Source organism: Mesorhizobium sp. C395A, assembly GCF_030323205.1.
GTDB lineage: Bacteria > Pseudomonadota > Alphaproteobacteria > Rhizobiales > Rhizobiaceae > Mesorhizobium.
In genome coordinates, this window is record NZ_CP100473.1 from 1,634,889 (window position 1) to 1,661,283 (window position 26,395).

Annotated in this window: 22 protein-coding genes; 10 read left to right on the plus strand and 12 right to left on the minus strand. The window is 62.4% G+C overall.

Features of this window, described 5'->3' with window-relative positions; genetic code table 11:
* Window positions 1-174: 174 nt before the first annotated feature.
* The 4 genes from secG to NLY37_RS08160 all read left to right on the plus strand — a co-directional run bounded on the left by secG (window position 175) and on the right by NLY37_RS08160 (window position 4,360).
* Window positions 175-678, plus strand: coding sequence for a preprotein translocase subunit SecG (gene secG / locus NLY37_RS08145; RefSeq protein ID WP_023715810.1), 504 nt, complete (start codon window positions 175-177; stop codon window positions 676-678).
* Between the two features lie 201 nt (window positions 679-879).
* Window positions 880-1,998 (plus strand): L,D-transpeptidase, encoded by a 1,119-nt coding sequence (locus NLY37_RS08150; RefSeq protein ID WP_023752239.1) that lies wholly within the window; start codon window positions 880-882, stop codon window positions 1,996-1,998.
* A 154-nt stretch (window positions 1,999-2,152) separates the two neighbouring features.
* Window positions 2,153-3,790 (plus strand): CTP synthase, encoded by a 1,638-nt coding sequence (pyrG, locus tag NLY37_RS08155; RefSeq protein ID WP_081725397.1) that lies wholly within the window; start codon window positions 2,153-2,155, stop codon window positions 3,788-3,790.
* A gap of 24 nt (window positions 3,791-3,814) precedes the next feature.
* Window positions 3,815-4,360 carry a DUF1697 domain-containing protein gene (locus NLY37_RS08160; protein ID WP_023743360.1) on the plus strand — a complete coding sequence of 182 codons (546 nt, stop codon included), beginning with the start codon at window positions 3,815-3,817 and terminating at the stop codon, window positions 4,358-4,360.
* Between the two features lie 195 nt (window positions 4,361-4,555).
* On the opposite strand, the gene NLY37_RS08165 is transcribed toward NLY37_RS08160, so the two are convergent.
* The 5 genes from NLY37_RS08165 to NLY37_RS08185 form a co-directional block, all read right to left on the minus strand.
* Window positions 4,556-6,013 carry an NCS1 family nucleobase:cation symporter-1 gene (locus NLY37_RS08165; protein WP_023688556.1) on the minus strand — a complete coding sequence of 486 codons (1,458 nt, stop codon included), beginning with the start codon at window positions 6,011-6,013 and terminating at the stop codon, window positions 4,556-4,558.
* A gap of 200 nt (window positions 6,014-6,213) precedes the next feature.
* Window positions 6,214-7,002, minus strand: a complete 789-nt coding sequence (otsB, locus tag NLY37_RS08170) for a trehalose-phosphatase (protein ID WP_023743361.1) — start codon at window positions 7,000-7,002, stop codon at window positions 6,214-6,216.
* Entirely contained in the window at window positions 6,999-8,780 is a 1,782-nt protein-coding gene (locus tag NLY37_RS08175) for an alpha,alpha-trehalose-phosphate synthase (UDP-forming) (RefSeq protein ID WP_023752241.1), read from the minus strand. Before NLY37_RS08175 ends, otsB begins: the two co-directional genes overlap by 4 nt.
* A 144-nt stretch (window positions 8,781-8,924) precedes the next feature.
* Window positions 8,925-11,087: an amylo-alpha-1,6-glucosidase gene (locus NLY37_RS08180; protein ID WP_023672688.1), complete on the minus strand. Its 2,163-nt coding sequence runs from the start codon at window positions 11,085-11,087 to the stop codon at window positions 8,925-8,927.
* Between the two features lie 43 nt (window positions 11,088-11,130).
* A complete protein-coding gene (locus NLY37_RS08185; RefSeq protein ID WP_023707494.1) occupies window positions 11,131-12,192 on the minus strand; it encodes a glycosyltransferase family 4 protein in 1,062 nt (353 codons plus the stop codon).
* 188 nt (window positions 12,193-12,380) lie between these two features.
* Between NLY37_RS08185 and NLY37_RS08190 the strand changes: the two genes are divergently transcribed.
* Both NLY37_RS08190 and NLY37_RS08195 read left to right on the plus strand, forming a co-directional pair.
* Complete coding sequence (locus tag NLY37_RS08190; RefSeq protein WP_023707495.1) at window positions 12,381-12,683, plus strand: DUF982 domain-containing protein; 303 nt, start codon at window positions 12,381-12,383, stop codon at window positions 12,681-12,683.
* A 185-nt stretch (window positions 12,684-12,868) separates the two neighbouring features.
* Window positions 12,869-13,027 (plus strand): hypothetical protein, encoded by a 159-nt coding sequence (locus tag NLY37_RS08195; RefSeq protein ID WP_023743363.1) that lies wholly within the window; start codon window positions 12,869-12,871, stop codon window positions 13,025-13,027.
* A 568-nt stretch (window positions 13,028-13,595) separates the two neighbouring features.
* On the opposite strand, the gene NLY37_RS08200 is transcribed toward NLY37_RS08195, so the two are convergent.
* The 6 genes from NLY37_RS08200 to NLY37_RS08225 all read right to left on the minus strand — a co-directional run bounded on the left by NLY37_RS08200 (window position 13,596) and on the right by NLY37_RS08225 (window position 18,789).
* Window positions 13,596-13,796 (minus strand): hypothetical protein, encoded by a 201-nt coding sequence (locus NLY37_RS08200; RefSeq protein WP_081725396.1) that lies wholly within the window; start codon window positions 13,794-13,796, stop codon window positions 13,596-13,598.
* 2 nt (window positions 13,797-13,798) lie between these two features.
* Window positions 13,799-13,984 (minus strand): hypothetical protein, encoded by a 186-nt coding sequence (locus tag NLY37_RS08205; RefSeq protein WP_023688550.1) that lies wholly within the window; start codon window positions 13,982-13,984, stop codon window positions 13,799-13,801.
* A gap of 655 nt (window positions 13,985-14,639) precedes the next feature.
* Window positions 14,640-16,109, minus strand: a complete 1,470-nt coding sequence (locus NLY37_RS08210; RefSeq protein WP_023743364.1) for a protein adenylyltransferase SelO — start codon at window positions 16,107-16,109, stop codon at window positions 14,640-14,642.
* Between the two features lie 282 nt (window positions 16,110-16,391).
* Window positions 16,392-17,768 carry an NAD(P)/FAD-dependent oxidoreductase gene (locus NLY37_RS08215; protein ID WP_023743365.1) on the minus strand — a complete coding sequence of 459 codons (1,377 nt, stop codon included), beginning with the start codon at window positions 17,766-17,768 and terminating at the stop codon, window positions 16,392-16,394.
* A 30-nt stretch (window positions 17,769-17,798) separates the two neighbouring features.
* Window positions 17,799-18,626 (minus strand): DUF2243 domain-containing protein, encoded by an 828-nt coding sequence (locus NLY37_RS08220; protein ID WP_023696175.1) that lies wholly within the window; start codon window positions 18,624-18,626, stop codon window positions 17,799-17,801.
* Window position 18,627: 1 nt separating this feature from the next.
* A complete protein-coding gene (locus NLY37_RS08225) occupies window positions 18,628-18,789 on the minus strand; it encodes a hypothetical protein (protein WP_023710465.1) in 162 nt (53 codons plus the stop codon).
* A gap of 149 nt (window positions 18,790-18,938) precedes the next feature.
* Here NLY37_RS08225 and ctaD point away from each other — a divergent pair, with 149 nt between their 5' ends.
* On the plus strand, window positions 18,939-20,597 hold the full coding sequence (gene ctaD / locus NLY37_RS08230; RefSeq protein WP_023743366.1) for a cytochrome c oxidase subunit I: 1,659 nt from the start codon (window positions 18,939-18,941) through the stop codon (window positions 20,595-20,597).
* 103 nt (window positions 20,598-20,700) lie between these two features.
* Here ctaD and sdhD read toward each other — a convergent pair whose 3' ends face one another.
* Entirely contained in the window at window positions 20,701-21,090 is a 390-nt protein-coding gene (gene sdhD / locus NLY37_RS08235) for a succinate dehydrogenase, hydrophobic membrane anchor protein (RefSeq protein WP_027050929.1), read from the minus strand.
* Window positions 21,091-21,748: 658 nt separating this feature from the next.
* Here sdhD and cphA point away from each other — a divergent pair.
* From cphA to NLY37_RS08250, 3 genes are read left to right on the plus strand one after another with little or no spacing between them, the layout of a single operon-like run.
* Window positions 21,749-24,526 (plus strand): cyanophycin synthetase, encoded by a 2,778-nt coding sequence (cphA, locus tag NLY37_RS08240; protein ID WP_050588476.1) that lies wholly within the window; start codon window positions 21,749-21,751, stop codon window positions 24,524-24,526.
* Complete coding sequence (locus tag NLY37_RS08245) at window positions 24,526-25,425, plus strand: isoaspartyl peptidase/L-asparaginase family protein (protein WP_023743368.1); 900 nt, start codon at window positions 24,526-24,528, stop codon at window positions 25,423-25,425. The genes cphA and NLY37_RS08245 overlap by 1 nt, the downstream gene beginning before the upstream one ends.
* Window positions 25,422-26,246 carry a cyanophycinase gene (locus NLY37_RS08250; protein WP_023688542.1) on the plus strand — a complete coding sequence of 275 codons (825 nt, stop codon included), beginning with the start codon at window positions 25,422-25,424 and terminating at the stop codon, window positions 26,244-26,246. Before NLY37_RS08245 ends, NLY37_RS08250 begins: the two co-directional genes overlap by 4 nt.
* Window positions 26,247-26,395: the final 149 nt, after the last annotated feature.

The following is a 26,395-nucleotide window of genomic DNA, read 5'->3' on the forward strand; positions in this document are numbered from 1 at the left end:
CAGTTCCGTCATCGACTTATGAACGCAGCAGTTCGGCGGAAATCGTTGCAAAGGGCGCATTGCTTCCCATATTCCGGCCACGGGCTTGGAAATGCCGTTAAAGCATTGTATGGAGCCGCCTCCAAATCACCGGCCCTGATCGCCAGGGAGCGGCAGGGCTTGCCAGGATAAAATATGGAAACCGTACTGATCGTCATCCACCTCATGGTCGTGCTCGCCCTTGTCGGCGTGGTGCTGCTGCAACGCTCCGAAGGCGGTGGTCTCGGCATTGGCGGCGGTTCCGGTTTCATGACCGCGCGTGGCGCCGCCAATGCGCTGACGCGGGCGACGGCGATCCTGGCCGCGGCCTTCTTCGTGACGTCGCTGACACTCTCGATCGTTGCCCGCTATGGCGAAAAACCGATCGACATTCTCGACCGCGTGCCGGCCGACAGCGGCAACGGCGTGCTCAATCAGTTGCCCGGCACGACGGCGCCGACGCCGCCTTCGGGCAACACCGCACCGGCCGCGCCCGCGGCCAACGGCGCCGCCACGACGCCGCCCGCGACGGCTCCCGCCACCACAGCCCCGGCGACGGCTCCATCTCCGGCGACGCCACCTGCAACCGACGATTCGGCTGCGCCGCCGGCTACCAATGGCGTTACCTTGCCGGTCACGCCGCAGGTTCCGAACCAGTAGTCGGTACGGTCAGATGCCGCGATCTGTTGTTGTTTCAACACAGTCGCGGCAAATGGCACACGATCACGAAGATTCGACCGCACCCCGTGCTTGAGGCCCGTACGCCACTTCCATTATAGATTGCCGGCGGCACTTTCTGCGCCCTTGGGGGGCGCCGGGCGACGCCGTGGGCAACAAGCATTGAACGATCGGATCTTCGCCATGCAGCTTCGCAGCTTCATTCTCATGGGGTTTTGTGCCGTATTCGGCATGAGCTCCACGGCCTTCGCCGGCACTCCGGCAATGACCTCACCGCAGGCGGTTGGCAAAACCGCTGTCATCAACGTCGCCGCCAAGAGCGATGCGACGCAGCTGAAGCTTCTCAAGAAGAAGAAAAACCCGAGCCCGGATGATCTGGCTCAGATCAGCAAGCTCGAAGACAAGATCGCCGCCGACAGGGATCTCGCCCGCGTCAAGGCGCTCGAGGCCCGCAAGGTGGCGATGCGCGATGCGGCGAAAGCCAGGGCCGACGCCCAGCGCCAGGCGTTCCTGGCCAGCAAGGGCAAGCCGGTGGTGATCGCTGACGCCAAGCCAGGCAAGAAGATCACCAAGATCATCGCTCCGGTTGACCCGATCGCGCCGGTCGAGCCGATCGAATCGGCCGAACCGCTTCCGGCCGAAGCGATGAATATCGCGCTGACCGGCAACAATGGCGAATTGCGCAGCGAGGCCCCGGGCCAGAAGCCGACGAGTGGCGGACTGTTCGCCGGCCTGTTCGGCGGCACGTCCTCTGCCTCGTCCATTGCCTATCTCCCCGAGACGCGCGCTCTCGACCAGGCTCTCGCCAAGCGGCAAGCCAAGAAACAGTTCAAGGTGAAGCCGGAATTCGTGCCGCAGGACGTCGAATTCAGCGGCTACGAGCCGGGTACGATCGTCATCGATACCAGCGCGCGCCGCCTCTACCTCGTCGAATCGGCTTTCACCGCCCGCCGCTATGCGATCGCGGTCGGCCGCGAAGGCCTGCAGTTCAAGGGCAAGGTTGCCGTTGGCGACAAGCAGGAATGGCCGCGCTGGATCCCGACGCTCGACATGCAGAAGCGAGAACCCAAGCATTATGGCCAGTACAAGGACGGCATGCCCGGCGGCGGCCAGAACCCGCTAGGCGCCCGCGCCATCTATCTCTACGACGGCAAGAAGGACACGCATCTGCGCATCCACGGCACCATCGCGCCGCAGTCGATCGGAACCAGCGCCTCCAATGGCTGCTTCCGCATGATCAACGAGCACGTCATGGACCTCTACAGCCGCGTCAGGGTCGGCACCAAGGTCGTCATCATCTGACGCTTTCACAAACCTGCCGAAAGGGCCGGCTTTTGCCGGCCCTTTTGTTTTGACCAAAACACCAGTCTCGAACCTCGGGACTATCGCGCCTTCTCTGGAAAAAGCCTCAGCGGCGGTTTTTTCTCTGGCGGAATCAATTCGGCCGCGTTAAGCGATGACTCCCATGGCGCGATATGTATTCATCACAGGCGGCGTGGTTTCCTCACTTGGAAAAGGCATCGCTGCAGCGGCCCTTGGGGCTCTCTTGCAGGCGCGAGGCTATCGCGCACGCATCAAAAAGCTCGATCCCTATCTCAATGTCGATCCCGGAACTATGTCGCCTTACCAGCATGGCGAGGTTTTCGTCACCGATGACGGCGCCGAGACCGATCTCGATCTTGGCCATTACGAGCGCTTCACCGGCCGCTCGGCCAACCAGCAAGACAACATCACCACCGGCCGCATCTACAAGAACATCATCGAGCGCGAACGGCGCGGCGACTATCTCGGCGCCACCGTGCAGGTCATTCCGCATGTCACCGATGAGATCAAGAATTTCGTGCTCGACGGCAATGACGACTATGATTTCGTGCTGTGCGAAATCGGCGGCACGGTTGGCGATATCGAGGCGATGCCGTTTCTCGAGGCGATCCGCCAGCTCGGCAACGATCTGCCGCGCAACAACGCCGTCTATGTCCACCTGACCTTGATGCCTTACATCCCCACGGCCGGCGAGCTGAAGACCAAGCCGACCCAGCATTCGGTCAAGGAACTGCGCGGCATCGGCATCGCGCCCGATATCCTGCTGGTCCGCGCCGACCGCGCCATCCCCAAGGAAGAGCGCAGAAAACTGTCGCTGTTCTGCAATGTGCGCGAAAGTGCCGTCATCCAGGCGCTCGACGTGCCCCACATCTATGACGTGCCGATGGCTTACCACAAGGAAGGGCTCGATTCGGAAGTGCTGGCCGCCTTCGGTATCGATCCGGCGCCGAAGCCGCGCATGGAGCCCTGGCAGGCCGTGTCCAACCGCATCCACAATCCGGAAGGCGAGGTAACGATCGCCATTGTCGGCAAATACACCGGCCTCAAGGATGCCTACAAATCGCTGATCGAGGCTTTGTCGCATGGCGGCATGGCCAACCGCGTCAAGGTCAAGCTCGACTGGATCGAGAGCGAGATTTTCGAGAAGGAAGACCCGACGCCGTGGCTGGAAAAGGTGCATGGCATCCTGGTGCCCGGCGGCTTCGGCGAGCGCGGCTCGGAAGGCAAGATCCTGGCGGCGAAATTCGCCCGCGAGCGCAAGGTGCCGTATTTCGGCATCTGCTTCGGTATGCAGATGGCCTGCATCGAGGCAGCGCGCTCGCTGGCCGGCGTCGAACACGCCTCGTCGACCGAATTCGGTCCGACCGACGAGCCGGTCGTCGGCCTGATGACCGAATGGCTGAAAGGCAACATGCTGGAGAAGCGCCGCGAAACGGGCGATCTCGGCGGCACCATGCGGCTTGGCGCCTATCAGGCTGAACTCGCCAAGGGTTCGAAGATCGCCGACATCTATGGCGACACCCAGATTTCCGAGCGCCATCGCCACCGCTACGAGGTCAATATCGACTACAAGGAGCGGCTGGAAGATTGCGGCCTGGTGTTTGCCGGCATGTCGCCCGACGGCGTGCTGCCGGAAACGGTCGAATACCCCGACCATCCCTGGTTCATCGGCGTCCAGTACCATCCGGAGCTGAAGAGCCGGCCGCTTGAGCCGCATCCCCTGTTCGCCAGCTTCATCTCGGCCGCGGTGGACCAGTCGCGACTGGTCTAGGGCCACGGTGAGGTTTCGCAGCTGATGCAGACCTATGTTGCGCTGCTCTACAGCATTATCCTCGGCGAAGGCCGCCGGGTCGTCATGGCCGACCTCAAGGCGATGGCTGAACAGCTTGGGCTGAAGAACCCGCGCACCCTGGTGGCGACCGGCAATCTGGTCTTCGAGACACGGGCGACCGGCATCGCCAAGCTGGAACAGCGGCTGGAAACGGCCTTCGAAAAAACCTTCGGCCGCAACGTCGTCATCATCGTGCGCACTGCCGAGGATTGGCTGAAACTTGCCGCCGGCAACCCATTCCCGGCCGACTCTGCCGAGGCAGGCGATCAGGTGGCTGTGCGGGTGATGCGCAAGCCAGCGCCAGCGGATGGTGTGGCCGCGCTCCAGGCCTATGCCGCCGAGGACGAGAAGGTGGCTTCGGTCGACGGCGACATCTGGGTCGTCTTTTCGCGCGAGCGGCCAAGCTCGCGGCTGCTCGCTGCCATGAACCACAAGCGCATGGGCATCGGCACCGCACGCAACTGGAACACGGTGCGGAGGTTGGCTGAGATGGTAGGGAGTAGGGAGTAGGGAATAGGGAGTAGGGAGTAGGGAGTAGGGAGTAGGGAGTAGGGAGTAGGGAGTAGGGAGTAGGGAGTAGGGAGTAGGGAGTAGGGAGTAGGGGTTATACTATTCCCTACTGACTACTGACTACTGACTACTGACTACTGACTACTGACTACTGACTACTGACTACTGACTACTCCCTACTCCCTATCTCTCATTTCACGCCTTCGCCGTCCTGGCCCCTGCGCCAAGGGCGGCGGTGCGAAGGACGTAGTAGATGACCCCTGCAATGCCGACGCCGAAAAACCAGCCATAAACGCCCCACCATGCCGGCAGCAGGTTCGTGAAGTTCGGCAGGACCGAGGAGAAGATGGCGCCGATGCCGGCGGCTATGAAGGCGTTGACGTGCCAGCCGCCCTGGAAGCGGAACTCGCCATCTTCGCGGTACAGTGCCTCGACGTCGACCTCGCCCTTCCGGATCAGATAGTAGTCGACCATCATCACCCCGAAGATCGGCCCCATCGTCGCGCCGATGACGTTGACGAAAGACGCGGCACTGCCTTCCCACGGCGCGAAGGGATAAAGCACCAGCGCGATCACGGCCGCGATATAGCCGCCCTTCTTGAAGTCGATCTGCCGGGGAAAGACATTGGAGAAGTCGAAGGCCGGCGAGACGAAGTTTGCCACCACATTGATGCCGAGCGTTGCCACGGCAAAAGTCAGGGCTGCAAGCGCTGCCAGGAACCAGCTGTCGAATTTCGCCGAGATCTGGTCGGGATGCAGAAGCACTTCGCCATAGACGTCGAAGGCAGCGATGGTGGTCACGCCGGCGACCAGCGAGAACAGGATGAGATTGATCGGCAGGCCCCAGATGTTGCCCTTGCGCAGCGATGCCTTGTCTGGGGCATAGCGGGCGAAATCGCAGAAATTGAGATAGAGCGCCGAGAAATAGGTGACCCAGATCGCGGCCACCGCAAACAGCGACGTCCAGGAGCCAGGGGTTCCGGGTACGCCGGCATCCTTTGTCTTGTCGAGCAGCACATCCATCGGGATGTCGCTGGTAAAGGCAAATCTCCCGGATTTTACACAGAGATAGATCGCCAGGATCAACATCATCACCCACACCGCCGGTCCGGCCCAATCCTGGAAGCGGCGCACCGTTTCCATGCCGTTCTGGATGATCAGCAATTGCAGTGCCCAGATGACCACAAAACAGATCACTTCCAGACCCGTATGGCCGAGGAAATGCGTGTTGGCGTTGAAATCGGCGAACCATTGCGAGCGGATCAGCAACGCCACGATCGCGCCCGATGCCGCTGCCGTCTGCGCGCCGTACCAGAAGCAGGCGACGATGGCGCGCACCAGGGCCGGAATGTTGGCGCCCCAGATGCCGAAGGACGCGCGCGCCAGCACGGGGTAGGGCACGCCGGTCTTCACGCCGGCATAGCCGACCATGTTCATCAGCGCGTAGATGATCAGCGAACCGATGCCGATGGCGATGATGAAATTGACGAAGCCGCCGCAAAACAGGAACAGGCTTGCGGCGAGATAATAGCCCCAGAGGCTGTGGACGTCCGACGTCCAGACGTTGAAGATCGAGAACGGCCCCCAGTTTCGGACTTTGGCCGGAGCCAGATCCTCATTGTATAGATCAGGTGATGCGCCTTGTATGGTCACTGCGATGTCCTCCCCTTGATGCCGCACGCGCCCTCACGCGTCGACTGCGCAGGTTATGCCTGACGCAGGGGAACCGGCAAGCAATCCATTTGCCGGCTTTGGCCTTAAAGATATTCAATGAGAACAGCGCTTATCGATCGGCTTTTGGCGAAGGTCGGCGCAATCGCGGCGATCTTGATTCGACCCGCAGACGGCAGGGATCAGGACGCTTTGCGGTTGAGGGCCGGTGATGCGTCGAAATTGGCGGCAATCCAAGCTATCGCGCAGGTGACATCATCGAGCCTGTAGTGGGCCACGGTCGGCCCACGCGGCTTGACCCGGATCGAGATGCCGCCGGCCTCGTTGATCGCCTCGAAACCGTTTTCGTCGGCGGTGTCGTCGCCGAGAAAGACCGGCCGGCGTCCGGCAAAGGGCGGGATTGCCATGAAACGCCGCACGGCAGCGCCCTTGGCCGCTTCGAGCGGCATGAGTTCGACGCCGGCATTGCCCGGGATAACCCGATAGCCCTGGGGAAGCTCGGTCAAAGCCTGTTCGACAAGATGCGTTGCCCTGGCCAGCAGATGCGGCGCCGCACGCGTATGGATGGCGAGGATCGGACCCTTGCGCTCGATATGAACAAGGCCGTCATCCAGTTCGGCCTCGATGGCGTCGGCAAGGGCAGCTATATCGGCGGGAGCATCCGCGGTAACGACCGGGCCGTCCGGCGTCAGCCGGTGTTCCAGCCCATAGAGACCGGCAACACGCAGCTTCAACGGATGAAACAGGCGGTCGGCGCCTTCGACCGAGCGGCCGGTGATAAAGGCGACAGCGCCGTCCAGCCGTTTGTCGACGACGCCGAGGAGGTTGCGCAGTTCGTCGCTTACGGACACGGCGTCGGGGTGCGCCGCGTGCTCCAGCAACGTGCCGTCGATATCGAGGAAAAGCGCCCATTGTCCTTCCGGCAGGTCGGGTGCGGTTGGCAGGCCCGGTGCTTTTGACAGGCTATTCATGACGCCACCTTCCGCATGCGGTCGAACAGCGAGACGATGTTGGTGTCGGTGTTTGCGGGCCGCTCGGCGACACTTGTCGCTCTTTCGAGGTCGCCGCGTTTGCGCAGGCGCGCCGCATCGAGCAGCATGCTGCCGGCCCAGCGAAAGACATTGTTGTCGCGCACTATTTCGCGCATCGGGCGCATGCGCTCGCGTTGTTCGTCCGGTGACATGGTTAGCGCCTGCAGCAGCACCTGGCTCATCATCGCCGCGTCGTAAGGATTGACGATCAGTGCTTCCAGCAGTTCGCGCGACGCGCCGGCAAACGTGCTGAGCAACAGCACGCCCTGTTCGTCGTCACGCGCGGCGACGAATTCCTTGGCTACGAGGTTCATGCCGTCATGCAGGCTGGTGACCATGCAGATGTCGGCGGCGCGATAGATCTCATAGACCTGTTGCTGCGAATGGTGCTCAGCCACCATGACCACGGGCTTGTAGCCGTCATGACCGTAGCGCTGGTTGAGCTCGTTGGCATAACGCAGGCATTCATCGTGCAATTGCTGGTACGCCGGCAGCGTGCCGCGGCTTGGGGCAGCAATCTGCAGGAACACTACCTTGCCGATCCACTCGGGGTGGCGCGTAAACAATTCGTCCAGCGCATGGAAGCGGTCGAGGATGCCCTTGGTGTAGTCCAGGCGCTCGACGCCGACGCACAGCTTGACGTCCGCCGACAGGCCGAACCGCTCACGCAGGCGGGCGCGGCTTTCCTCGACCGGTGGCAGTTTGGCCAGGAGTTCGGCCGGCCATTCGATGGAGATGGGATAGGCGTGCACCAGTGTCGTCCGCCCGCCATACGAGATCGCGGCGTCGGCGCGCTCGATGCGGCTTTCCAGGAACCGGTCTACGCTTTCAGTGAAATTATTGGCATGAAACTGGGTGTGAAAGCCGATGATCGAGCTCCCGAGCAGTCCATCAAGAACGCGTTCGCGCCATGGGCAGATGCTGAACACTTCGGAGTTCGGCCACGGGATGTGCCAGAAGGTGATGATGATCGCCTCCGGCAGGCGCTCGCGGATCATGCGCGGCAGGAGCGCGAAATGGTAATCCTGAACCAGCACGATCGGCCGCTCATTGCGCGCCTCGGCAACCACCATATCGGCGAATTTGCGGTTGACGGCCTCATAGGCCTCCCAGTCCGAGGCACGGAAGACCGGCCGGGTGAAGGCGATATGGCAGAGCGGCCAAAGTCCTTCATTGGCAAAGCCGAGATAGTAGCCCTGATATTCGTCGTCGCTCAGCCACACGCGGCGCAGCGTATAGGACGGACTGTCCGGCGGCACCTGAACCCGATCGTTGCTATCGACCGTCAGACGATCCGCCGTTCCGCCGCCATAGGCGATCCAGGTGCCGCTGCAGGCGCGGGTGATAGGCTCAAGCGCCGACACTAGGCCGCTGGCCGGCACCAGAAGCTCGACGCCGTCGTCCTTGATGTTGTGGATATAGGGTTCTCGGTTCGAGACGACGATGACCTGCGCGTCCGGCAGGTCGTCGGCAAGTATCTTGCGCAAGGTGTCGGGCGACCAGTTCACCAGCGCCGCGTCGGGAGATTGTCCATTCTTCTCGAACTCCCGCAAAACCTTGCGCGTCGCTTCCGATGCGACGTCCTCGCCGGCAGTCGGTGCAACCGTCAAGCTATGGCTACGACGTTGCCTGGAGATCGATAACAGAACGGCTAGAATCGAAAGGCCAAGGCTTGCAAGGATCAAGACCCAGAGCAGGGCCATGCCATAATCAGTCATTCCAATTCCAACTCAATTTTGGCCGTCAGGGCCTTTTTCTTCATGGTTCCATTCGAGTGTTCGCAGCCGACGATCGCCCGTGAGAACCTGTGTTTTTTGCAACGCACAAACCTTGGGATCGGTTCCCGTTGAAAGCCGTTCCGATCATGTCCGCACGATCAGCGGAACCAGTCCCTCATGGCGGTCGGCGAGAAAGGCGACGACGCGGTCGCCGACGCGCTGGAAGGTAAGATCGACCCTCTTTTCGCCGACACCCAGATGCCTGAGCGTCAGCGTATCGATGCCGATCGGCAAACGGGGTCGGGTCACATGGATTTCGCCGTTCCAGCCGTCGATTTCCAGACCGAGGCACGCCTGCATCAGCATGAAGGCCGAGCCTGCCGACCACGCTTGCGGCAGGCAGGCGACGGGGTAGGCGATCGGCGCTTCGCCCGGCGAGCGGGTGAAACCGCAGAACAGTTCCGGCAGTCGCATGTTGAAATGCACTGCCGATTCGAACGTACCGCTCATCAGCCGCACCACGCTGTCACGCTCGCCGAACCGCGCCAGGCCGGCGCCGCACATCGCCGTGTCATGCGGCCAGATGGAACCATTGTGGTACGACATCGGGTTGAACAGCACAGCATCGTCGGAAAGCGTTCGCACCCCCCAGCCGGAGTGGAAGGAGGCCGAAAGCAACTGGTCGGCGACCATCTTAGCCCGCGCCGGTTCGGGCAGGCCGACATAGAGCAGGTGTCCGGCATTCGAGGTGCGCACCTTGCACGGCTCTCCGGCGCCGTCGATCGCCAGCGCATAGAAGCCGAGATCGTCCAGCCAGAAATCACGCTCGACGGCGATCCGCATCTCTTCGGCGCGATTTTCCCAGTGCTCGGCCTGCGCGAACTCGCCCCGGCGGCGGGCGAGAGCGGCAAGGCCCCTGAAGGCGGCGAAGACATAACCCTGCACTTCGACCAGCGCGATCGGCCCCTTGGGAATGCGCCCGTCGGCGTGGAAGACGGAGTCGAAGCTGTCCTTCCAGCCCTGGTTCGCAAGGCCGGATTCGGCAGCGCGCTGATAGGTGACGAAGCCGGTTGCGCGGCTCGCCTCTTCCGTCCACTTGGCGGCGGCGCAGAGAGACGGCCACAGGCTGGCGATGAAGTCCATGTCGCCGGTGCGTTCGGCATAGGCGCAGGCGAGGTGGATGTAGAGCGGCGTGGTATCGACGCCGCCATAGTAGCGGCCGAAAGGCAGTTCCTGCAGCGCCACCATCTCGCCCTTGCGCGTCTCGTGCATGATCTTGCCGGGCTGCGAGTCGCTGAAAGGCGATGTCTCGGTCGCCTGGTGCTGGGCGAGGAAGGCAAGCACGCCGCGCGCCAGGCCGGGGTTGAGCCATAGCATCTGCAGCGCCGAGATGACGCCGTCACGGCCGAAGGCCGTCGAAAACCAGGGGATGCCGGCATAGGGGTAGGGGCCGGTCGACAACTCGGTGGTCAGCAAGGCGACATCCGCGCGGGCGCGTTCGACCCAATCGTTGAAGACGCGACCCGAACTGTGCACCGTCGCGCCATGGCGGCGCTTGGCCCGCATGCCGAAACGGGCGCGCGCCGCGGCCGCCCGGAAGCGGTCGCGGTCGGGCGTTTCGGTCAGTTCCGCGCCGACCTCGACGTAAAGCATCTTGCTGCTGCGCTTGGTCACTGCGATGAGGAAATCCGCGCGCTCGGCGCTCAACTGGTCTGGCGGCTGCGAGAACGAGATCGCCGACACCCGCGCCAGCCCGTCCAGTCCGTCATAGCGCAGCAGCACCGAGGCAGGCGCGATCTCCGCTGCATGCGCCATTCCGCGCTTCGGCCGGGTCGAACCGCGCACCTCGAACATGTCGCGGAAATCGGCGGCAAAATGCAGCGAGACGCGGATTGCCGAATGCTCCTGGCTGTAGTTGGAAAGGGTGATGCGCTCGAACAGCCGGTCCTGCCACAACAGCCTGACGCGCTCGATATGGATGGCGCCCTGCGGGATGTCGCGGCCACCGACGCTTTGCATCGGCAAATTGGTCATATTGCTGGTGAACAGCACATTGTCCTGGCTGAGCGACGCGCCGAGCAGCGATGTCTGCCGGCCGCCGACGGTGAGCCTGAACTCCGACAGCACCCGGGTGTCGTCACGGAAGAAACCGTCGCCCGCACCCCTGATATCGCCGTAGGCGTCGGCCACGGCAAAACAGTCGCCTTGCTTTAGGGCAAACAGCCGGTGCGGCTCGCGCGGCGCGGTTTCGTCCAGGGAGGCAAGGGCCACGGCAGGGTCGAGCTTGCGCTCGTCAAGTTCGGTCATCAGTCACAAATCTCTGTTTCGGGCTCGGAACGTCCGCCGTCGTTCACGACGCTTTCGATTCAGCGGGGGCGCCGATGAGACGCGCATAGGCAGTGAGATAGTCGCGCGCCATCCTGTTGGCGGAGAACCGACTTTCGAAGACGGCGCGCACCTTTCGCCGGTCGAGCTGCAGCAAGGCTGGCACTGCGGCGACCGCGGCATCGAGAGAATCGACGACAAATCCGGTGACGCCATGGTCGATGACTTCCGGCAACGCACCGCAGTCCCAGCCGATGGTTGGCGTACCGCACGCCATCGCCTCGATCGCGGCAAGGCCGAACGGCTCGGGCCAGTCTATCGGAAACAGCAGACCAGCGGCATTGCCGAGGAATTCAGTCTTCTCACCCTCGGCGATCTCGCCGATATAGTCGATGCGGTCGCCATCGATCAATGGCTCGATCGTCTCATCGAAATAGGCGCGATCATCGTCGCCGATCTTGGCCGCCAGCTTGAGCTTCATGCCCGAGCGCAAGGCGATGTCGATGGCCCGGTCCGGCCGCTTGTCGCGAGAAAGCCGGCCGAGAAAGGCAAGGTATGGTTCGCCCGCCGCCGTCTCGAAGGTCGGCTGATAGAGACCCGTCGGCAGCCCGTGATGGATGGTGGCCAGCCAATTGGCATTCGCAAGCCCGGTCTTCTGGCTATGTGAGATCGAGATCAGCGGAAAGCGCGGAAAACGCTCATAGGCTGGCGCCAGGTCGACATAATCGAGCCGGCCATGCGGCGTCGTCACCGTCTTGTCCGGCATGGTCTCGAAGAACGAGAAATGCAGGAAATGACTGAGGTGAAAATGAATGATATCAAAGTCGTGGGCTCGGTTCCTCACATCGGCAAGCATCGCAAGATGCGCCGCCGTGTCCGATTTCAGTGGACGCGGATCGAGGCGTAGCGCGCGTTCGCGACCTGGTATCAGTCTGGCCGACGTCCGGCTGTCGCCGCTGGCGAACAGCGTCACCTCATGGCCGAGTTCGACCAGCCCTTCGGTCAGATAGGAAACGATGCGCTCGGTGCCGCCATAGAGAAGGGGTGGCACCGATTCGTGCAAAGGGGCGACATGGGCTATCCGCATGGTTTGAACGTGTCCCTCAAGGCATCACGAGAGCGAAATGCATCAGCCGGCCTAACGTTCCGGACAAAAGCGGGCGTCGGCAACCCAAGCCCACCAGCGCAGATTTTTTTTCAATAAGCGGAACAAACGCGCCATCCGCGAATTTAGTAGGGTTGGTCCGCGCTGCGGCCGACCAGGGAGAGAACAAAATGGACCGCTTGCATTTCTTTACGCCCGTGCGCATTGCGCGCGGGCAGGGACACCCCGTCGAGGAAGTCGATAGCGTTGCCGAAGCGATGGTCTTTTTGCAGAAATGGCCATTGGGACGGCGTGGGCCTGTGTATCAATGCGCCGTGAATTGCTGCTCCGCGGCCCTGTCGGGCAGAATGTCGGCCGAAGCAGCCAGGAAGGCGTTTACGGGCTTTGCCCGCATCACCCGGCTGCTCGATGATGAGATGGCCCTGCCGATGGGCGGCGAAAGCATGGCGGAAGTCCACGCGCTGAGGCGCTAGGCGCCGGTCCAGCCATTTGGCTATTGAACACCCGGGCTTTGGCGGCGCGGGCATCATCTTTTCCGCACCGGAGTATTCCGGCGCGGCCCTTCACCTCATGGGCCACACTGTGCTTTCATGCGGCGTTTCGCATGACCGGTGGGTGACGACCATCCACAGGCGGCCCGAACGTGGAGGGGTAGACAATGCCGAAACTGATCCTGGGAACACTCGGCGCTATCGTCATCGCCCTCATCTGGGCGGTCCTTGCCAGTTTGATGGGCGCGCCATCGATCGTGATCACGGTCGGCGCGGTCGCCATTGGGGCCGGCGTCTGCACCTACGTCGACCGACGCTCGACTTGACGCGTCCCCGGTCTGCCGCGCGCTCGACCAATTGCACGCCGGGTTGATGCGCGCGGCAGCCGCGGCGGGCATTCTTCAAGGATGAGCTTGCTGGCCGCATAGAGAGCCAATGCTCCGCGAGAACTTGGGAGAGATCGTCAAAGATCTTTCAATCCGGCCAATCTAGATCGAACGGCGAATCCGTGGATTTCCGGTGGAACATCGTCGCCTCGAAACACTTCGGGCGTTGCACTGCCCCATCAGTGCACGTTCCCTTGTTCTGTTGGAACTGGCCGGCTGCCGAAAGGTGGCCGGCTTTTTTGTATATAAGCGGAACCTGAAATTACGGGGCTTGTTCTGGATGCGGCAGCGAGCCCCTCGCTGCTGGTCGAGGGCCGTAACCCTTGGCCGGGCCCGCATCGCTCCGCCAGTGGTGCGGGCCCACGGCCTCCGGTTTTTCCGGGCGTCTCGACTCGCCGATCCTCACCCTGGTCCGGCTAATGCATGTCACTCAAAAAATGGCTCGGTTGTGAGACAATGACATGCACACGCGGCGCGCTTTAGCACAATCATTCACAAAGCCGTGGGTTCAACTGTTGCTACCCTTCTTGGCTGGATTGTGCGAATGATGACTGTCCTTTTCACCGCCACCCCCTGAAACTCGGCTTTTGGATCGACGGTCTTCATCCGCCGGGGGTTTGTTGACCTGCAGGGGTTTTCTGGCGTTCTCGTGCGATGCGCCTGGCCCGCCCTGCCGGATCGTGTTCGGGTGTTTCTTCGATGTGGACATGATCACCGATCCTGCTGACGGCCCTGATGAGTGGTGTTGACCTTGGTGTTGGCTTGCTGCCCTTGGCGCTCCGGATCCGGCGCTCCGTGAGTGCCGTGCTGGGCATCATCGTGGCTAACCTGTCGCCCTTCTCCTCGACCCTTCTGGCTCTGGTTCTCAGGCGGCACGGGCGGCATTTTGCTCGACATCTGCATCTCCTTGGGTTGGTATCGTGACTCAAAACCGTGATCGTGGGGGGAAGTTCCGTCTGCTTCGTCAGCACCTGTGCTTTTCGGTGCCGACGGAATCTGACTCCCAACGCGGATTTCAAGGAACGGCAGCGGCCCGCCCGCGTCGCCCTGCCAGTGGTGCGGGCCTGCAATATAAATCCTAAGCCTGGGCTGCTATCGCTGTTTATTGCGAGCTTGCGGCGACTTGCGTAGCGGGCCGCCGTGGCTTTCAGGGGACAGCGTGTGTATCCGGTCGATCTGGAGCGACCGAAATACAGTGCTTGACCACGTTGCTGACATGATCGGTGAAGAGCGCGGTGTCGCCTGGATCGCGGCAGCAGCCTCTGGTCCGATCTGCCTGCAGCTGATGGCAGCTAAAACGACGTCAAAAGACCTAAGCCTCTTTGATCGCCCTCGCTGCTCGCACGAGCGATGACCAGTCAGCTCCCATGGCTGCGACAAGGTCTCGAGCATCTTCGTCTGATATTCCGGTACGGTCTACGAGCTTCCGTGCCAGCAATTCGAATGCCAATTCTATGATCGTCATAGCTCAGCCCCTACGAGAGTGCCCGTGACGATAGCTTGCAAATGGGTCTTCCGCATTTGCACATGTTAAGCGACCATCACGAATGTCTCATGTACCGCAGAATGTCTGCAGGACGCGCTCATCCGGGCGTGGCGGCTCAGCAAAGCGTTCCATTCCCGGCTGCTCATCGAAGGGACGGCTGACGACCGCCAGAATCTCCTCGAACGGTCTGAAGTCGCCGCCCAACGCCGCCTGGATCATCGCCTCGATGCGATGATTGCGGGGGATGAATTTGGGATTGACCGATTGCATGGCAGAACGGCGCGTGGCCGTGTCGCCCTCGCTTGCGATGCGCTGGCGCCACCGCGCCGACCAGGCATCGAATGCACCTGGATCCTTAAACAACTGCCGCGCCGTGCCTTGGCCGTCCGCAGCGTCGAGGTCATCGCCCAGGCGCCGGAAGCCGAGCGTAAAATCCGCTTCGCCGCGAGCCAGCACATCCAGAAAGTCGGCAGCGAGCTGCAAGTCGCCTTCCGCTTCGGTCAGCAGTCCGAGTTTTCTGCGGAAGCCGCGCTGCAACACAGCCTCATAGGAGGCCTGGAACGACCTCAGCACCTCTTCCGCTTCAGACACTGCTTCATTCTCGTCCGTGCTCATGAGCGGCAGCAGGGTCTCGGCAAAGCGCGCAAGGTTCCATGTGGCGACACGAGGCTGGTTGGCATAGGCATAGCGACCGGCGCGGTCTATCGAACTGAACACCGCGCTGGGGTCGTAAGCGTCCATGAAGGCGCATGGGCCATAGTCGATCGTCTCGCCCGAGATCGACATGTTGTCGGTGTTCATGACGCCATGGATGAAGCCGACCAGCATCCAGCGCGCCACCAGGTCCGCCTGTGCGGCGACAACGGCCTCCAGCAAAGCCCGGTACGGCCGTGCTTCCCCCGCCAGCTGTGGGAAGTGACGCTGAATGGCATAGTCGGCCAGTATCTTGAGCGCCTCGGTGTCGTGGCGCGCGGCGAAATATTGGAACGTGCCGATCCTGATATGGCTTGCCGCCACCCGTGTCAGGACGGCGCCGGGCAGCCGGACCTCGCGATAGACCGGGTCGCCGGTGAGCACCGCCGCAAGGCTTCGCGTCGTCGGAATGCCGAGCGCCGCCATCGCTTCGCTGACGACATATTCGCGCAGGACAGGGCCGAGTGCGGCGCGGCCGTCACCGTTGCGCGAGAACCGCGTTGGTCCCGATCCCTTCAGCTGGATGTCACGGCGAATGCCGTTGACGTCCACCACTTCGCCAAGAAGCAGAGCGCGCCCGTCGCCGAGTTGAGGCACGAAGTTTCCGAACTGGTGGCCCGCATAGGCCAGAGCGATTGCCTGCAAGCCTTCCGGAAATTTGTTGCCGGCCAGCATCGCCACTCCATCCGGGCTGGTAAGCAGGTCGGCATCGAGCCCGAGTTCCTCGGCGAGGGGCCGGTTGAACCGGATCAGCCGCGGTTCGGACACCGGCTTCGGATCTGTTTGCGCGAAGAAGCGCTCCGGCAGTTGCCCATAGCTGTTGCTCAGGGCGGGAAGCCCCATCTGAATGACCGGGGGTTGTTCAGCAGTCGCAGGTGACGTCATGACAAGCTGTCTCTGAAGAGGGGTTCAACAGCTCCCTTCTCGAGGAGCCTGTGTTCATTTGTGCATATAGGGACGCAACGTCGTTGGTGCCATCCGGATCCATCAGGCCGGCACGGGATACAAGCTGGGAACCACCCGCCTCGATTATCGAGGTTCGGGCTGCCGTGGGACGCCGGGCCGTGGCGGAATCCAGAGCTGACCCCCGCATCGCCACTATCTCCGAACTGAGCACCCGGCAATCTAGTCAGTGCGGGCGGGCAATGTCGGGGCAGGGTCTGCCTTGGGTGGCAGCGGCTCTCTCGGGGCCGCTCCCGGCGACGATGTTGAACCCGGTTCGACTCGCTCCTCGGCGATGAGCCGGGCGCCACGCTCATAGGTCAGGTAGCGCCAGAGCCACTGGATCGAGACCTGAACGCGGTGCTGAAAACCGACGAGCAGGTAGACATGGATGAGCGCCCAGGCAGACCAGGCGAACCAGCCTTTCAGTTTCAGCCTACCCGATTCGAACACGGCAGCGTGGCGGCCGACAATGGCCGTGTTGCCTCGATTGCTGAAGACAAAAGCGGGCAGCGTATCGCCAGCATCTATCCGGCGTGCCAGTGCCTTGCCGAGGTGCTCGCCCTGCTGCTTGGCGACCTGGGCAAGACCCGGCAATGGCTGGCCGTTCCCATCGAGGACCAGTGCGACGTCGCCAAGCGCGAAGACATCGGGATGGCCGACGACCTGCAGGTCGGATTCGACCTTCACCCGACCGCCGCGGTCGAGCCCGACACCAAGCTGGGCGACCAGCGGAGAAGCCGCCACCCCGGCGGCCCAGAGCGTCAAGGCCACCGGGATCACCTGGCCGCCGACGGTGATCTGATGCGCTTCGATCGCCTCGACCCGGTTGCCGAGCGCGACCTCGACGCCAAGGCTTTCAAGGCGCAGACGTGCATATCTGGAAAGCTCCGGGGCGAATCCGGCGAGCAGACGCTCGCCGGCTTCTACCAGTATGATCCTTGTCTTCTCGGGCCGGATGTTGCGGAAGTCGCGCGCCAGTGTGTGCCGGCTGAGTTCGGCGATCGAGCCCGCCAGTTCGACACCGGTCGGGCCGCCGCCGATAATGGCGATCGTCATCAGCCGGGATTGCTCGACTGGATCGGTGGTCCGTTCCGCGTGCTCGAACGATAGCAGCAGCCGTGACCGGATCGTGCGTGCGTCCTCGATGGTCTTCAAGCCGGGACAAACCCGAGCCCAGCTCTCCTGGCCGAAATAGAATGGCTGCGAACCGGTGGCCAAGACCAGGATGTCGTAGGGGACCGTGGTCCCATCGGCCAGCACCAGTATCCTGGCTTCGGTGACGATCTCGGTGACATCGCCGAAGAGAACCTGAACCGAGGGATAGCGGCCCAGGATCTTGCGGATTGGCTCGGCGATGTCAGGCGCCGACAAGGCGGCGGTTGCAACCTGATAGAGCAAGGGCTGGAACAAGTGGTGATTGTGGCGGTCGATGATCGTCACCCCGATTTCCGCCTTGCCGAGCGCCTTGGCAACCTCCAGACCGGCAAAGCCTCCGCCGACCACGACGATGCGCGGTGTCAGGCTCCGGCCGTGGCTGCTCTCGGTGGCGAACTGCATGCTTGATACTCCCCTATCCCTGTCCGGAAGTCATAGCCTGGCAGGAGTGCCTCGCTGCTGGCTGGAGCTACTGCTCATTCCGGCGGCATCGGTCCAGGCGAGGCATCCGGCAATGACAGGCGTTGTGCTGACCACAAGGGCGCCGCGCGCGTGAAGGGATACCAACCCGCGCCATGAGACGCGGTCGACCGCCCAGATGGTGCCGCTGGCGTCGACCCATTTGAGATGGGCGTCGGCGACTTCAACGGCCCGCATCATCGCCGCCGGTTCCATCCCGGCCCGAAAGACGATGATGGAATTGGCGGCACCGTTGAAGAACGGGCCGGCGCCGGCTGCCAATCCCGCGAGCAGGACGATGCTGGTAAGCGCTGCCGAAGCACCGCGTGCCGGTCCGCCGCGGTTGGGCAGCACCAGCACCAACACAAGCGGCACGATGCCGAAGATGACCAGCCACGCAATATCCCAGGCGAGCGGCAAGTCGCTGTTCATCTTGATCCGGTGCAGACCCAGCAGCCAGTGAAACACGACGGCATCGACGACATGCCAGACGCCGAACCCGGCGAAGGCGAGCCGCAGGATCTCCGTGGTGGTCCCGGGCCGCGCGCCGGCCGCCCTCGCGGCCACCAGCAGCACCGTGCCGGCGACGGCGAGCACATACATGAAAAGATGGAAGAGACCGTCGGCCATGATCTGGAAGCGCAGGTCGGAACCCACCGGATCGGCGACGCCCGAGAGAAGATGATGCCATTGCAGGATCTGATGCAGGACGATGCCGTCGAAGAAACCGCCGAGCGCGAAGCCGAGCAGCAGCCAGCCGGCTCGCGTTCTCGGGTCGAGTGTCGCGGTGATCGCGTCCATGTCAGGACCACCGGCTCCAGGCCGGGGCGTTCAGTTGCCTGCGCACCGACATGTCCGGCGGCATGGGGTCATGGAGACCATGACGCGCCTCGAGCCAGAAGGCGGATATCAGCCCACCAACCACCGTCGTCAGAACCAGTGTCGCAGCAATTATCGCCAGCATGGACGTCGATCCTCAGCCGCGCAGGGTCGGCCGCGCGGAACCTAACAGCGGCTTCCGTGGAATGTTCCTGGCTGTCGGTTCGGTGGAGGGAACAATCAAGTTCCAGCACGGTTCGATGCTGGCGACGGACGGCTCAAGCGGAGAAGGTCATGAACGAATATACGGCGGCAGATCCGGGCGGTCTCGACGGCCATCAGCCGAGCGGCATCACCCGATGGCTGTTTTCGACCAACCACAAGGACATCGGCACACTCTATCTGGTCTTCGCTTTCATCGCGGGGGTGATCGGCATGCTCTTGTCGGTGAGCATGCGAATCGAGCTGCAGCAACCCGGGATCCAGTTTTTCCCCGGACTGGCGTCGATGATCTACGGTTACCAGGGCGACGCGGCGATCGACGCCGGCAAGCAGCTTTACAACGTCTTCACCACGGCCCACGCGCTGATCATGATCTTCTACACTGTGATGCCCGCCCTGATCGGCGGCTTCGCCAACTGGATGGTTCCGATCATGATCGGCGCCCCCGACATGGCCTTCCCGCGCATGAACAACATCTCGTTCTGGCTGCTGCCGCCGGCATTGATGTTGCTTTTATTGTCGATCTTCATGCCCAGCGTCCCCGGCGGCTATGGCCCTGGGACCGGCTGGTTCCTGTACCCGCCGCTGTCGACCTCCGGCCATCCCGGTCCCGCCGTGGATCTGGTCATCCTGTCTCTGCACATTGCGGGCGCCTCCTCGATCCTGGGAGCCATCAACTTCATCACCACCATCTTCAACATGCGCGCGCCGGGGATGACCCTGCACAAGATGCCCCTGTTTGTGTGGTCGATCCTCATCACCGCCTTCCTGCTGCTGCTGGCTCTGCCGGTGCTGGCCGGCGCCATCACCATGCTCCTGACCGATCGCAATTTCGGAACCACGTTCTTCGCGCCGGACGGCGGAGGCGACCCGCTGCTGTACCAGCATCTCTTCTGGTTCTTCGGCCACCCGGAAGTCTACATCATGATCCTGCCGGCGTTCGGCATCGTCAGCCAGGTGATCTCGACCTTCTCGCGAAAGCCGATCTTCGGGTATCTCGGGATGGTCTACGCAATCGTGGCGATCGGGGTGATCGGCTTCGTCGTCTGGGCCCACCATATGTACACCAGCGGGATAGGCCTCGACACGCAGCGCTACTTCACCTTCGCCACGATGGTGATCGCAGTGCCGACCGGGATAAAAGTGTTCTCCTGGATTGCAACCATGTGGGGCGGCTCGGTCGGCCTGCGGACGCCGATGCTCTGGGCCCTCGGCTTCATATTCCTGTTCACCGTAGGCGGGGTGACGGGCGTTCAACTCGCAAATGCCGGCCTCGACCGTGAACTGCACGACACATACTTCGTCGTCGCGCATTTCCACTACATACTTTCACTGGGAGCGATCTTCGGCATCTTCGCGGGCTGGTATTACTGGTTTCCGAAAATGACGGGATATCTCTACAATCCGCTTCTGGCTGGGGTCCATTTCTGGACGACCTTCGTCGGCGTGAACCTCGTCTTCTTCCCCCATCACTTCCTTGGATTGGCGGGCATGCCGCGTCGCTATGTCGACTATCCCGACGCATTCGCCGGCTGGAACATGGCGTCCTCGTATGGATCGTACCTGTCGGCCGCGAGTGTCGTGATTTTCCTCTTCGGCATCTTGGAAGCTTTCTACCGGCAAAGAGCCGCCGGCATGAACCCATGGGGGCCAGGAGCTACCACATTGGAGTGGGAGCTGACCTCTCCACCCCCTTTCCATCAATGGGACAGGCTGCCGCAAATCAGATGAGGCCGGGTTGTCGAACTCCTGTGCGCAAGCCAGCCCGGTTCGCCGCTGAGGCGAACTTCAGCCTGCCGGTGGCAGACGTTGGCTGCAGCTGAGAACCGGATCGCTATCTGAAGCTGATTAACAGCACAGCGAACAAGCTTGCGAGCGCGACTGCCCAGCAGAATAACCAATTGGCGATCAGAAGAAGCGATTTGAGCACGGTGGCATGGCAGTAATCTTCGATGATCGATTGCATTCCAAGCCGCATGTGAACGCAGCTTACGAGAATGAAGCCAATAAGGGCTGGCGCGACATAGATCGATCCTACGACGCTGAGGACGGCGTCTCGAGGCTCACCGACCAGCATTATAACGACCGCGACGATGTAAATGACAAGGATCAACAGGGCAGCAGATGTCAGCCGCTCCAGCATGAACGTTTCGGTTCCGTGTTTCGCCGATCCAAGGCCCCGCACTCGAGCTAGCGGAGTTCTGATTGAGGGTCTGTCAGCCATGGCGTTTCCCCAAAATTACTTGGTTGACTTGCGGGCAACTCAAGCTGTTGCTGTTTCGATGCCCGGGCCGTCGGTGCCGACGGATAGTGGGCAAGCACGGTCTCCAGTCGAGCAAGGCGGGCTTTGTGGGCGTTCAGTTCGTATCCTGAACGCCATCCAATTTGCCTGGGTCTGCCATCTCTGCATAGCTCGCTTTCAAGCAGCGAGATACGAAGGCGGACCGCGTCGATCTCCTTGACGAGCGCGGCCTTCACCGATTTTCGACTCTGCATGGCTGTAGTTCCGGTGCAAGGATGGTTCCAAACCTGACGCGTCTGGAAATGTTCCCGGGTGCCGAAGGCGTGCTGAAGATTAATGCCTCAGTGCTGGACCCGCACAATGGGTCGCCATGAGCTAAAGCCGGGCACTAGCTCAACGGCCGCGATGTGCCCGGCGAATGCTTGTGAAAACGAGCGAACGCCTGGCCCGCCTCGTCCCGAGAGATAAGTAGCCCCTCAGAACAGCGACCGCACGTGGCCGAGATGACCAGAGGGTGTTCTTGGGCCAACATATGTTATCGGCCACTTTTGTTTCTCTCTCCTGCAAAAATATTTGGGCTGAAAGGCCGGGAACTAACCGATCCTCCGGATGTTGCGGAGTTAGTCAGGAGAAACGGACTATGTCGGACAAAGAAATTCATCGGGGCGCCTCGCGTTTTCGCCCTATCCGCGTCGTGGACGCCCGCGTGTTTCGCGGGCCGCACCTCTATAGCATGACGCCAATGGTCCAGATTCGGATCGACCTCGGAGCCCTTGAGGCGTTCCCGACAGACAAACTGCCCGGGTTTTCCGAACAAATCGTCCGACTGTTGCCCGGCCTTGCGGGCCATGGCTGCAGCTATGGCGCCGCCGGCGGCTTCGTCCGCCGCATGCAGGAAGGAACCTGGCTCGGCCACGTCGTCGAGCATGTCGCCCTGGAACTGCAGAGCATGCTCGGTCACCGGGTGACACGAGGAAAGACACGGTCGGTCAAAGGCAGTCCGGGCACTTATAATGTCATGTTCGCCTACAAGGACGAGCTTGTCGGGCTGCTCGCCGGGCGCGTCGCGCTCGAACTGGTGGACAGCCTGCTGCCGGCCAATCTGCATGGTGTCGAGGGGCTCGGCGACATTGCGGAAACGCAGGGGCCATTCGAGTTCGCAGCCAGGCTGCAGCAGCTCAAGCTTCTGGCCGCCGAGCGTGCCTTGGGGCCTACGACTGCTTCCTTGGTGCGCGAGGCCGAGAGGCGAGGCATTCCGGCGGCGCGGATCGACGACAGCAGCCTCGTGCTGTTTGGTCACGGAAAGCATCAGAAGCGCATCCGCGCCAGTTGCAGCGACCTCACTTCCGAGATTGCGACCGAGATCGCCTCGGATAAGGACCTGACCAAATTCCTGCTGCAACAGGCCGGCCTGCCGGTGCCACGCGGGGAGCTGGTGCGATCGGCGCAGGACGCGGTCGCGGCAGCCGCACGGCTGGGCTACCCCGTGGTCACCAAACCACTCGATGGCAATCATGGAAGCGGCGTCAACATCGGTCTGGCAACAGAAGACGACGTCCGCTGGGGTTTCGAACAGGCGCGAGAACACAGCCGCAGCGTTATCGTCGAGCAGCATTTCGTCGGCTCGGATCACAGGATCCTGGTAATCGGCGGAAAGGTGGTGGCGCTTGCCGAGAGGGTTCCGGCCCATGTGGTCGGCGATGGCCGGAGTTCTGTCGCCGAGCTCGTCGAGGAGACGAACCGCGACCCGCGGAGGGGAGAGGGCCATTCCTCGGTATTGACCCGCATCGAAATCGACGAATGCGTCGAGCATTTCCTGTCAAAATCGCAGCTCGCCCTGGCGAGCGTTCCAGCGCCGGGCCAAATGGTGCTCTTGCGGCCCACCGCCAATCTCTCCACCGGTGGGACCGCGATCGACCGGACGGAAGAAATCCATCCCGAAAACGCGCTGATCGCCAGGCGGGCGGCACAGATCGTCGGTCTCGACATTGCCGGGATCGACTTCGTCTGTCCCGACATCTCACGGCCGGTGAGCGAAACCGGCGGCGGCATCATAGAGGTGAATGCCGGTCCTGGCTTTCGCATGCATCTCGAACCCTCGTCGGGGCGCGCCCGCAACGTCGCACGGCCCGTGCTCGATCTTCTCTTCAAAGGCGGCAAGGACGGCCGGATTCCGATCTTCGCGATCACGGGAACCAACGGCAAGTCGACCACTGCCCGGATGCTGGCGCACATCCTGCAGGCGAATGGGGCAACCGTCGGGCTCACCTCCACCACCGGCGTCTACTTGAACGGCGAGCGGATCATGACAGGGGACTGCTCCGGTCCGCAGAGCGCCAGGATCGTGCTGCGCGAGCCGGGTGTCGATGTCGCGGTGCTGGAATGTGCGCGCGGCGGCATCCTGCGCGAAGGGCTTGCCTTCGATGCATGCGATGTTGGCGCCGTTCTGAACGTCCACGGCGATCATCTCGGGCTGAGGGGCATCGACACGATCGAGGACCTGGCGGAGGTGAAATCGGTCGTGGTCGAGTCCGTCCGCCGCGGGGGATGGAGCATTCTCAATGCCGACGACGTCCATACGTCCGCAATGTCGCGAGATGCCGGCGGCAGGATCTGCTACTTCTCGCTGGCGAGCAGGAGCGAGTGGCCCGATTTCTTGCGCAGCCACCTGGCGGAAGGCGGCCGCGCCGTGACGCGGGAGCCCAGCAGCGACGGCTGGGACATTTTCATCCACGAGGATGGGGAATCGATGTTCCTGATGAGCGTCGACGAAATTCCCGCGACCTTCGAGGGTTCTGCCGAATTCAACGTTGCCAACAGCCTGGCAGCCGTCGCCATGGCGCATTGCCACGACGTTCCGGCGGCAACGATCCGGGCGGCGCTGGCCGAGTTTGGCACCTCGTTCGAGCAATCTCCCGGTCGCCTCAACGTCTTCGACGGGCATGGTTTCCGCACGATCGTCGACTATGCGCACAATCCGGAAGGGCTGAAGGCGCTCGGAAAGCTCGTTTCCCACATGAGGCGCGGCTATCAGCGCACGATCGGCTTGGTCGCCATACCCGGTGACCGCCGCGATTGTGATATACGCGAGATGGGCGCGATCGCTTCGCGGATATTCGACGTCATCGTCTTCAAGGAGGATGAGCAGGAGCTGCGCGGCCGAGCCCCCGGAGCGATCGCCGGCTTGCTGCGGGAAGGTGCCTTGAACGCCGGCTGCGCCCCAGGCCGCATTCACGCCGTCTGTCCCGAGAAGGAGGCCGTCGACGTGTGTCTCAGGCTTGCACGGGAAAACGACCTTGTCGTGCTGACCGTCGACGACGTTGAAGCCGTGTGGCGGCAGGTAACCGGCTTCGGAGGCGCGACGCCTTCGAGGGGAGGGCCCGATCAGACCCATATTCGCCATCTGAGGGCTGGCTGATGTGGTCGCTGATCCTGCACGGCGGCGCCAAGAAGATCGATCCGCAAGAGGAGGAGGCGCATCGCAACGGATGCATCGAGGCGCTCGAGGCAGGTCGGGCCGTCCTGGCCGGCGGCGGAACGGCGGTCGATGCGGTGGAAGCGGCCGGTCGCATCCTCGAGGCGGACCCGACGTTCAATGCGGGATATGGAAGTGCCCTCAATTCGGACGGCGAGGTCGAGATGTGCGCTGGCCTGATGGAGGGCAGGGACTTCAATGTGGGTGCCGTCGCAGTGATCAAGGGCGTGCGCCATCCAATCAGTGTCGCGAAGGCCATGCTGCATGAGGAGCCGATCCTGCTGGCGTCGGAGGGGGCCCGGCGTTTCGCCGCCGAGAAGCAGCTGGAGCTTTGCGATCCGGCGGATTTGATCACGCCGCAGCAGCGCGACGCCTCCAGCAAGTCGGAGGCGAAGGATACGATCGGTGTGGTTGCCCTGGATCAGTACGGGGACATCGCCGTCGGCACTTCGACCGGCGGACTGGACGGCAGTGCTCCGGGTCGTGTGGGGGATTCTCCGCAACCCGGTTGCGGCTACTATGCCGACAACTGGTTGGGAGCCGTCGCCTTCTCGGGAGATGGTGAGCATATTGCGCGAAAGGCTCTCGCGGCCCGTGTCATGCAGGCACTCTCGGCGCGGCAGGCATTGTCCTCGGGGCAGGCTGAAGGCGGCCTGGAGCAGGTGCTGAATCCCGCGCTCAAGGAAGTCGAGGCGATCGGCGGCGAAGCCGGAGCCATAGTGCTTACCGCGACCGGCGTGTCTGGATGGGCGCATAACAGCAGGGAGTTCGCAGTCGCTTTCATGACCAGCGAGGACAACCACCCGCACGTTTTCCTGCGCAAGAAAGACGTGGGCAAATGACCGACAAGAAGAAAAAACGATCCTCGAACGGTAAAGCCGGAACGCTCGTCATCATCGGCGGCCACGAGGACCATGATGGCGATCGTGTCATCTTGAAGGAGGTGGCGAGCCTGGTTCCGAACGGCCGCCTGGTGCTTGCCACCATCGCGTCTCATGAGCCGGATGGCTATCTCGAGAAGTATCAGAGGTCCTTCGGTGAGCTGGGCATCAAGGATGTCATCGAGCTCTACGTCAACGACCGCCTCGAGGCAGCTCATGAAAAGAAAATAAGTGCGCTTGCAGACGTGAGCGCGGTGTTCTTCTCCGGCGGCGACCAGCTCCGCATCACCAGCCAGATAGGCGACACGCCCATCGACGAGCGGGTGCACGAAATCTATGAAGCCGGAGGCGTCATTGCCGGCACCTCCGCGGGCGCGTCGGTCATGAGCGACACAATGATGGTGAAGGGGCCGAACGCAGCGTCCTTTCGGATCGGCCACATTCGGATGGCGCCGGGACTGGGCCTGCTGCCGAATGTCATCATCGACCAGCACTTTGCGGAACGGGGCCGCATTGGGCGGCTCATCGGGGCGGTGTCGCAGAACCCGCGCGTCCTCGGCATCGGCATCGATGAAGACACCGCGATCGTGGTGAAGGGCGAGATGTTCAAGGTCATCGGCAGCGGCGCTGTCTATCTGGTCGATGCAGCCGGCGTGACCCATTCCAACATCGCGGAAGGTGAGCCTGATGCCGCCCTTTCCATCCATGATCTTAGGGTTCACGTGCTGAGCTCAGGCGACGGGTTCGATCTCGCGCTGCGACGGCCGGTGGGGATTCCTTAAGACTTCGCCGCACTCAAGCTGGTGGTGTGGCGCGGTCCGCGTACCGCGAAAACCGCATATATGAAGCAGTTCTCCTATTTGAAGTCGCCCAACCAGGATTGTCGCGTTGTTGCAGGCCCGGCAGGATTACAGACGGCCTCTCGTCGGCT

Bases quoted from the DNA above. Each gene is read 5' to 3' on its own strand.
- NLY37_RS08210 (WP_023743364.1), bottom strand. From the start codon at position 16,109: ATGGGGCTTCCCGCCCTGAGCAACAGCTATGGGCAACTGCCGGAGCGC.
- NLY37_RS08150 (WP_023752239.1), top strand. From the start codon at position 880: ATGCAGCTTCGCAGCTTCATTCTCATGGGGTTTTGTGCCGTATTCGGC.
- NLY37_RS08200 (WP_081725396.1), bottom strand. From the start codon at position 13,796: ATGTCCACATCGAAGAAACACCCGAACACGATCCGGCAGGGCGGGCCA.
- NLY37_RS08215 (WP_023743365.1), bottom strand. From the start codon at position 17,768: ATGCAGTTCGCCACCGAGAGCAGCCACGGCCGGAGCCTGACACCGCGC.
- NLY37_RS08245 (WP_023743368.1), top strand. From the start codon at position 24,526: ATGTGGTCGCTGATCCTGCACGGCGGCGCCAAGAAGATCGATCCGCAA.
- NLY37_RS08190 (WP_023707495.1), top strand. From the start codon at position 12,381: ATGGACCGCTTGCATTTCTTTACGCCCGTGCGCATTGCGCGCGGGCAG.
- secG (WP_023715810.1), top strand. From the start codon at position 175: ATGGAAACCGTACTGATCGTCATCCACCTCATGGTCGTGCTCGCCCTT.
- NLY37_RS08160 (WP_023743360.1), top strand. From the start codon at position 3,815: ATGCAGACCTATGTTGCGCTGCTCTACAGCATTATCCTCGGCGAAGGC.
- NLY37_RS08205 (WP_023688550.1), bottom strand. From the start codon at position 13,984: ATGTCGAGCAAAATGCCGCCCGTGCCGCCTGAGAACCAGAGCCAGAAG.
- sdhD (WP_027050929.1), bottom strand. From the start codon at position 21,090: ATGGCTGACAGACCCTCAATCAGAACTCCGCTAGCTCGAGTGCGGGGC.
- NLY37_RS08185 (WP_023707494.1), bottom strand. From the start codon at position 12,192: ATGCGGATAGCCCATGTCGCCCCTTTGCACGAATCGGTGCCACCCCTT.
- pyrG (WP_081725397.1), top strand. From the start codon at position 2,153: ATGACTCCCATGGCGCGATATGTATTCATCACAGGCGGCGTGGTTTCC.
- NLY37_RS08195 (WP_023743363.1), top strand. From the start codon at position 12,869: ATGCCGAAACTGATCCTGGGAACACTCGGCGCTATCGTCATCGCCCTC.
- NLY37_RS08225 (WP_023710465.1), bottom strand. From the start codon at position 18,789: ATGCTGGCGATAATTGCTGCGACACTGGTTCTGACGACGGTGGTTGGT.
- ctaD (WP_023743366.1), top strand. From the start codon at position 18,939: ATGAACGAATATACGGCGGCAGATCCGGGCGGTCTCGACGGCCATCAG.
- NLY37_RS08180 (WP_023672688.1), bottom strand. From the start codon at position 11,087: ATGACCGAACTTGACGAGCGCAAGCTCGACCCTGCCGTGGCCCTTGCC.
- cphA (WP_050588476.1), top strand. From the start codon at position 21,749: ATGTCGGACAAAGAAATTCATCGGGGCGCCTCGCGTTTTCGCCCTATC.
- NLY37_RS08220 (WP_023696175.1), bottom strand. From the start codon at position 18,626: ATGGACGCGATCACCGCGACACTCGACCCGAGAACGCGAGCCGGCTGG.
- otsB (WP_023743361.1), bottom strand. From the start codon at position 7,002: ATGAATAGCCTGTCAAAAGCACCGGGCCTGCCAACCGCACCCGACCTG.
- NLY37_RS08175 (WP_023752241.1), bottom strand. From the start codon at position 8,780: ATGACTGATTATGGCATGGCCCTGCTCTGGGTCTTGATCCTTGCAAGC.
- NLY37_RS08250 (WP_023688542.1), top strand. From the start codon at position 25,422: ATGACCGACAAGAAGAAAAAACGATCCTCGAACGGTAAAGCCGGAACG.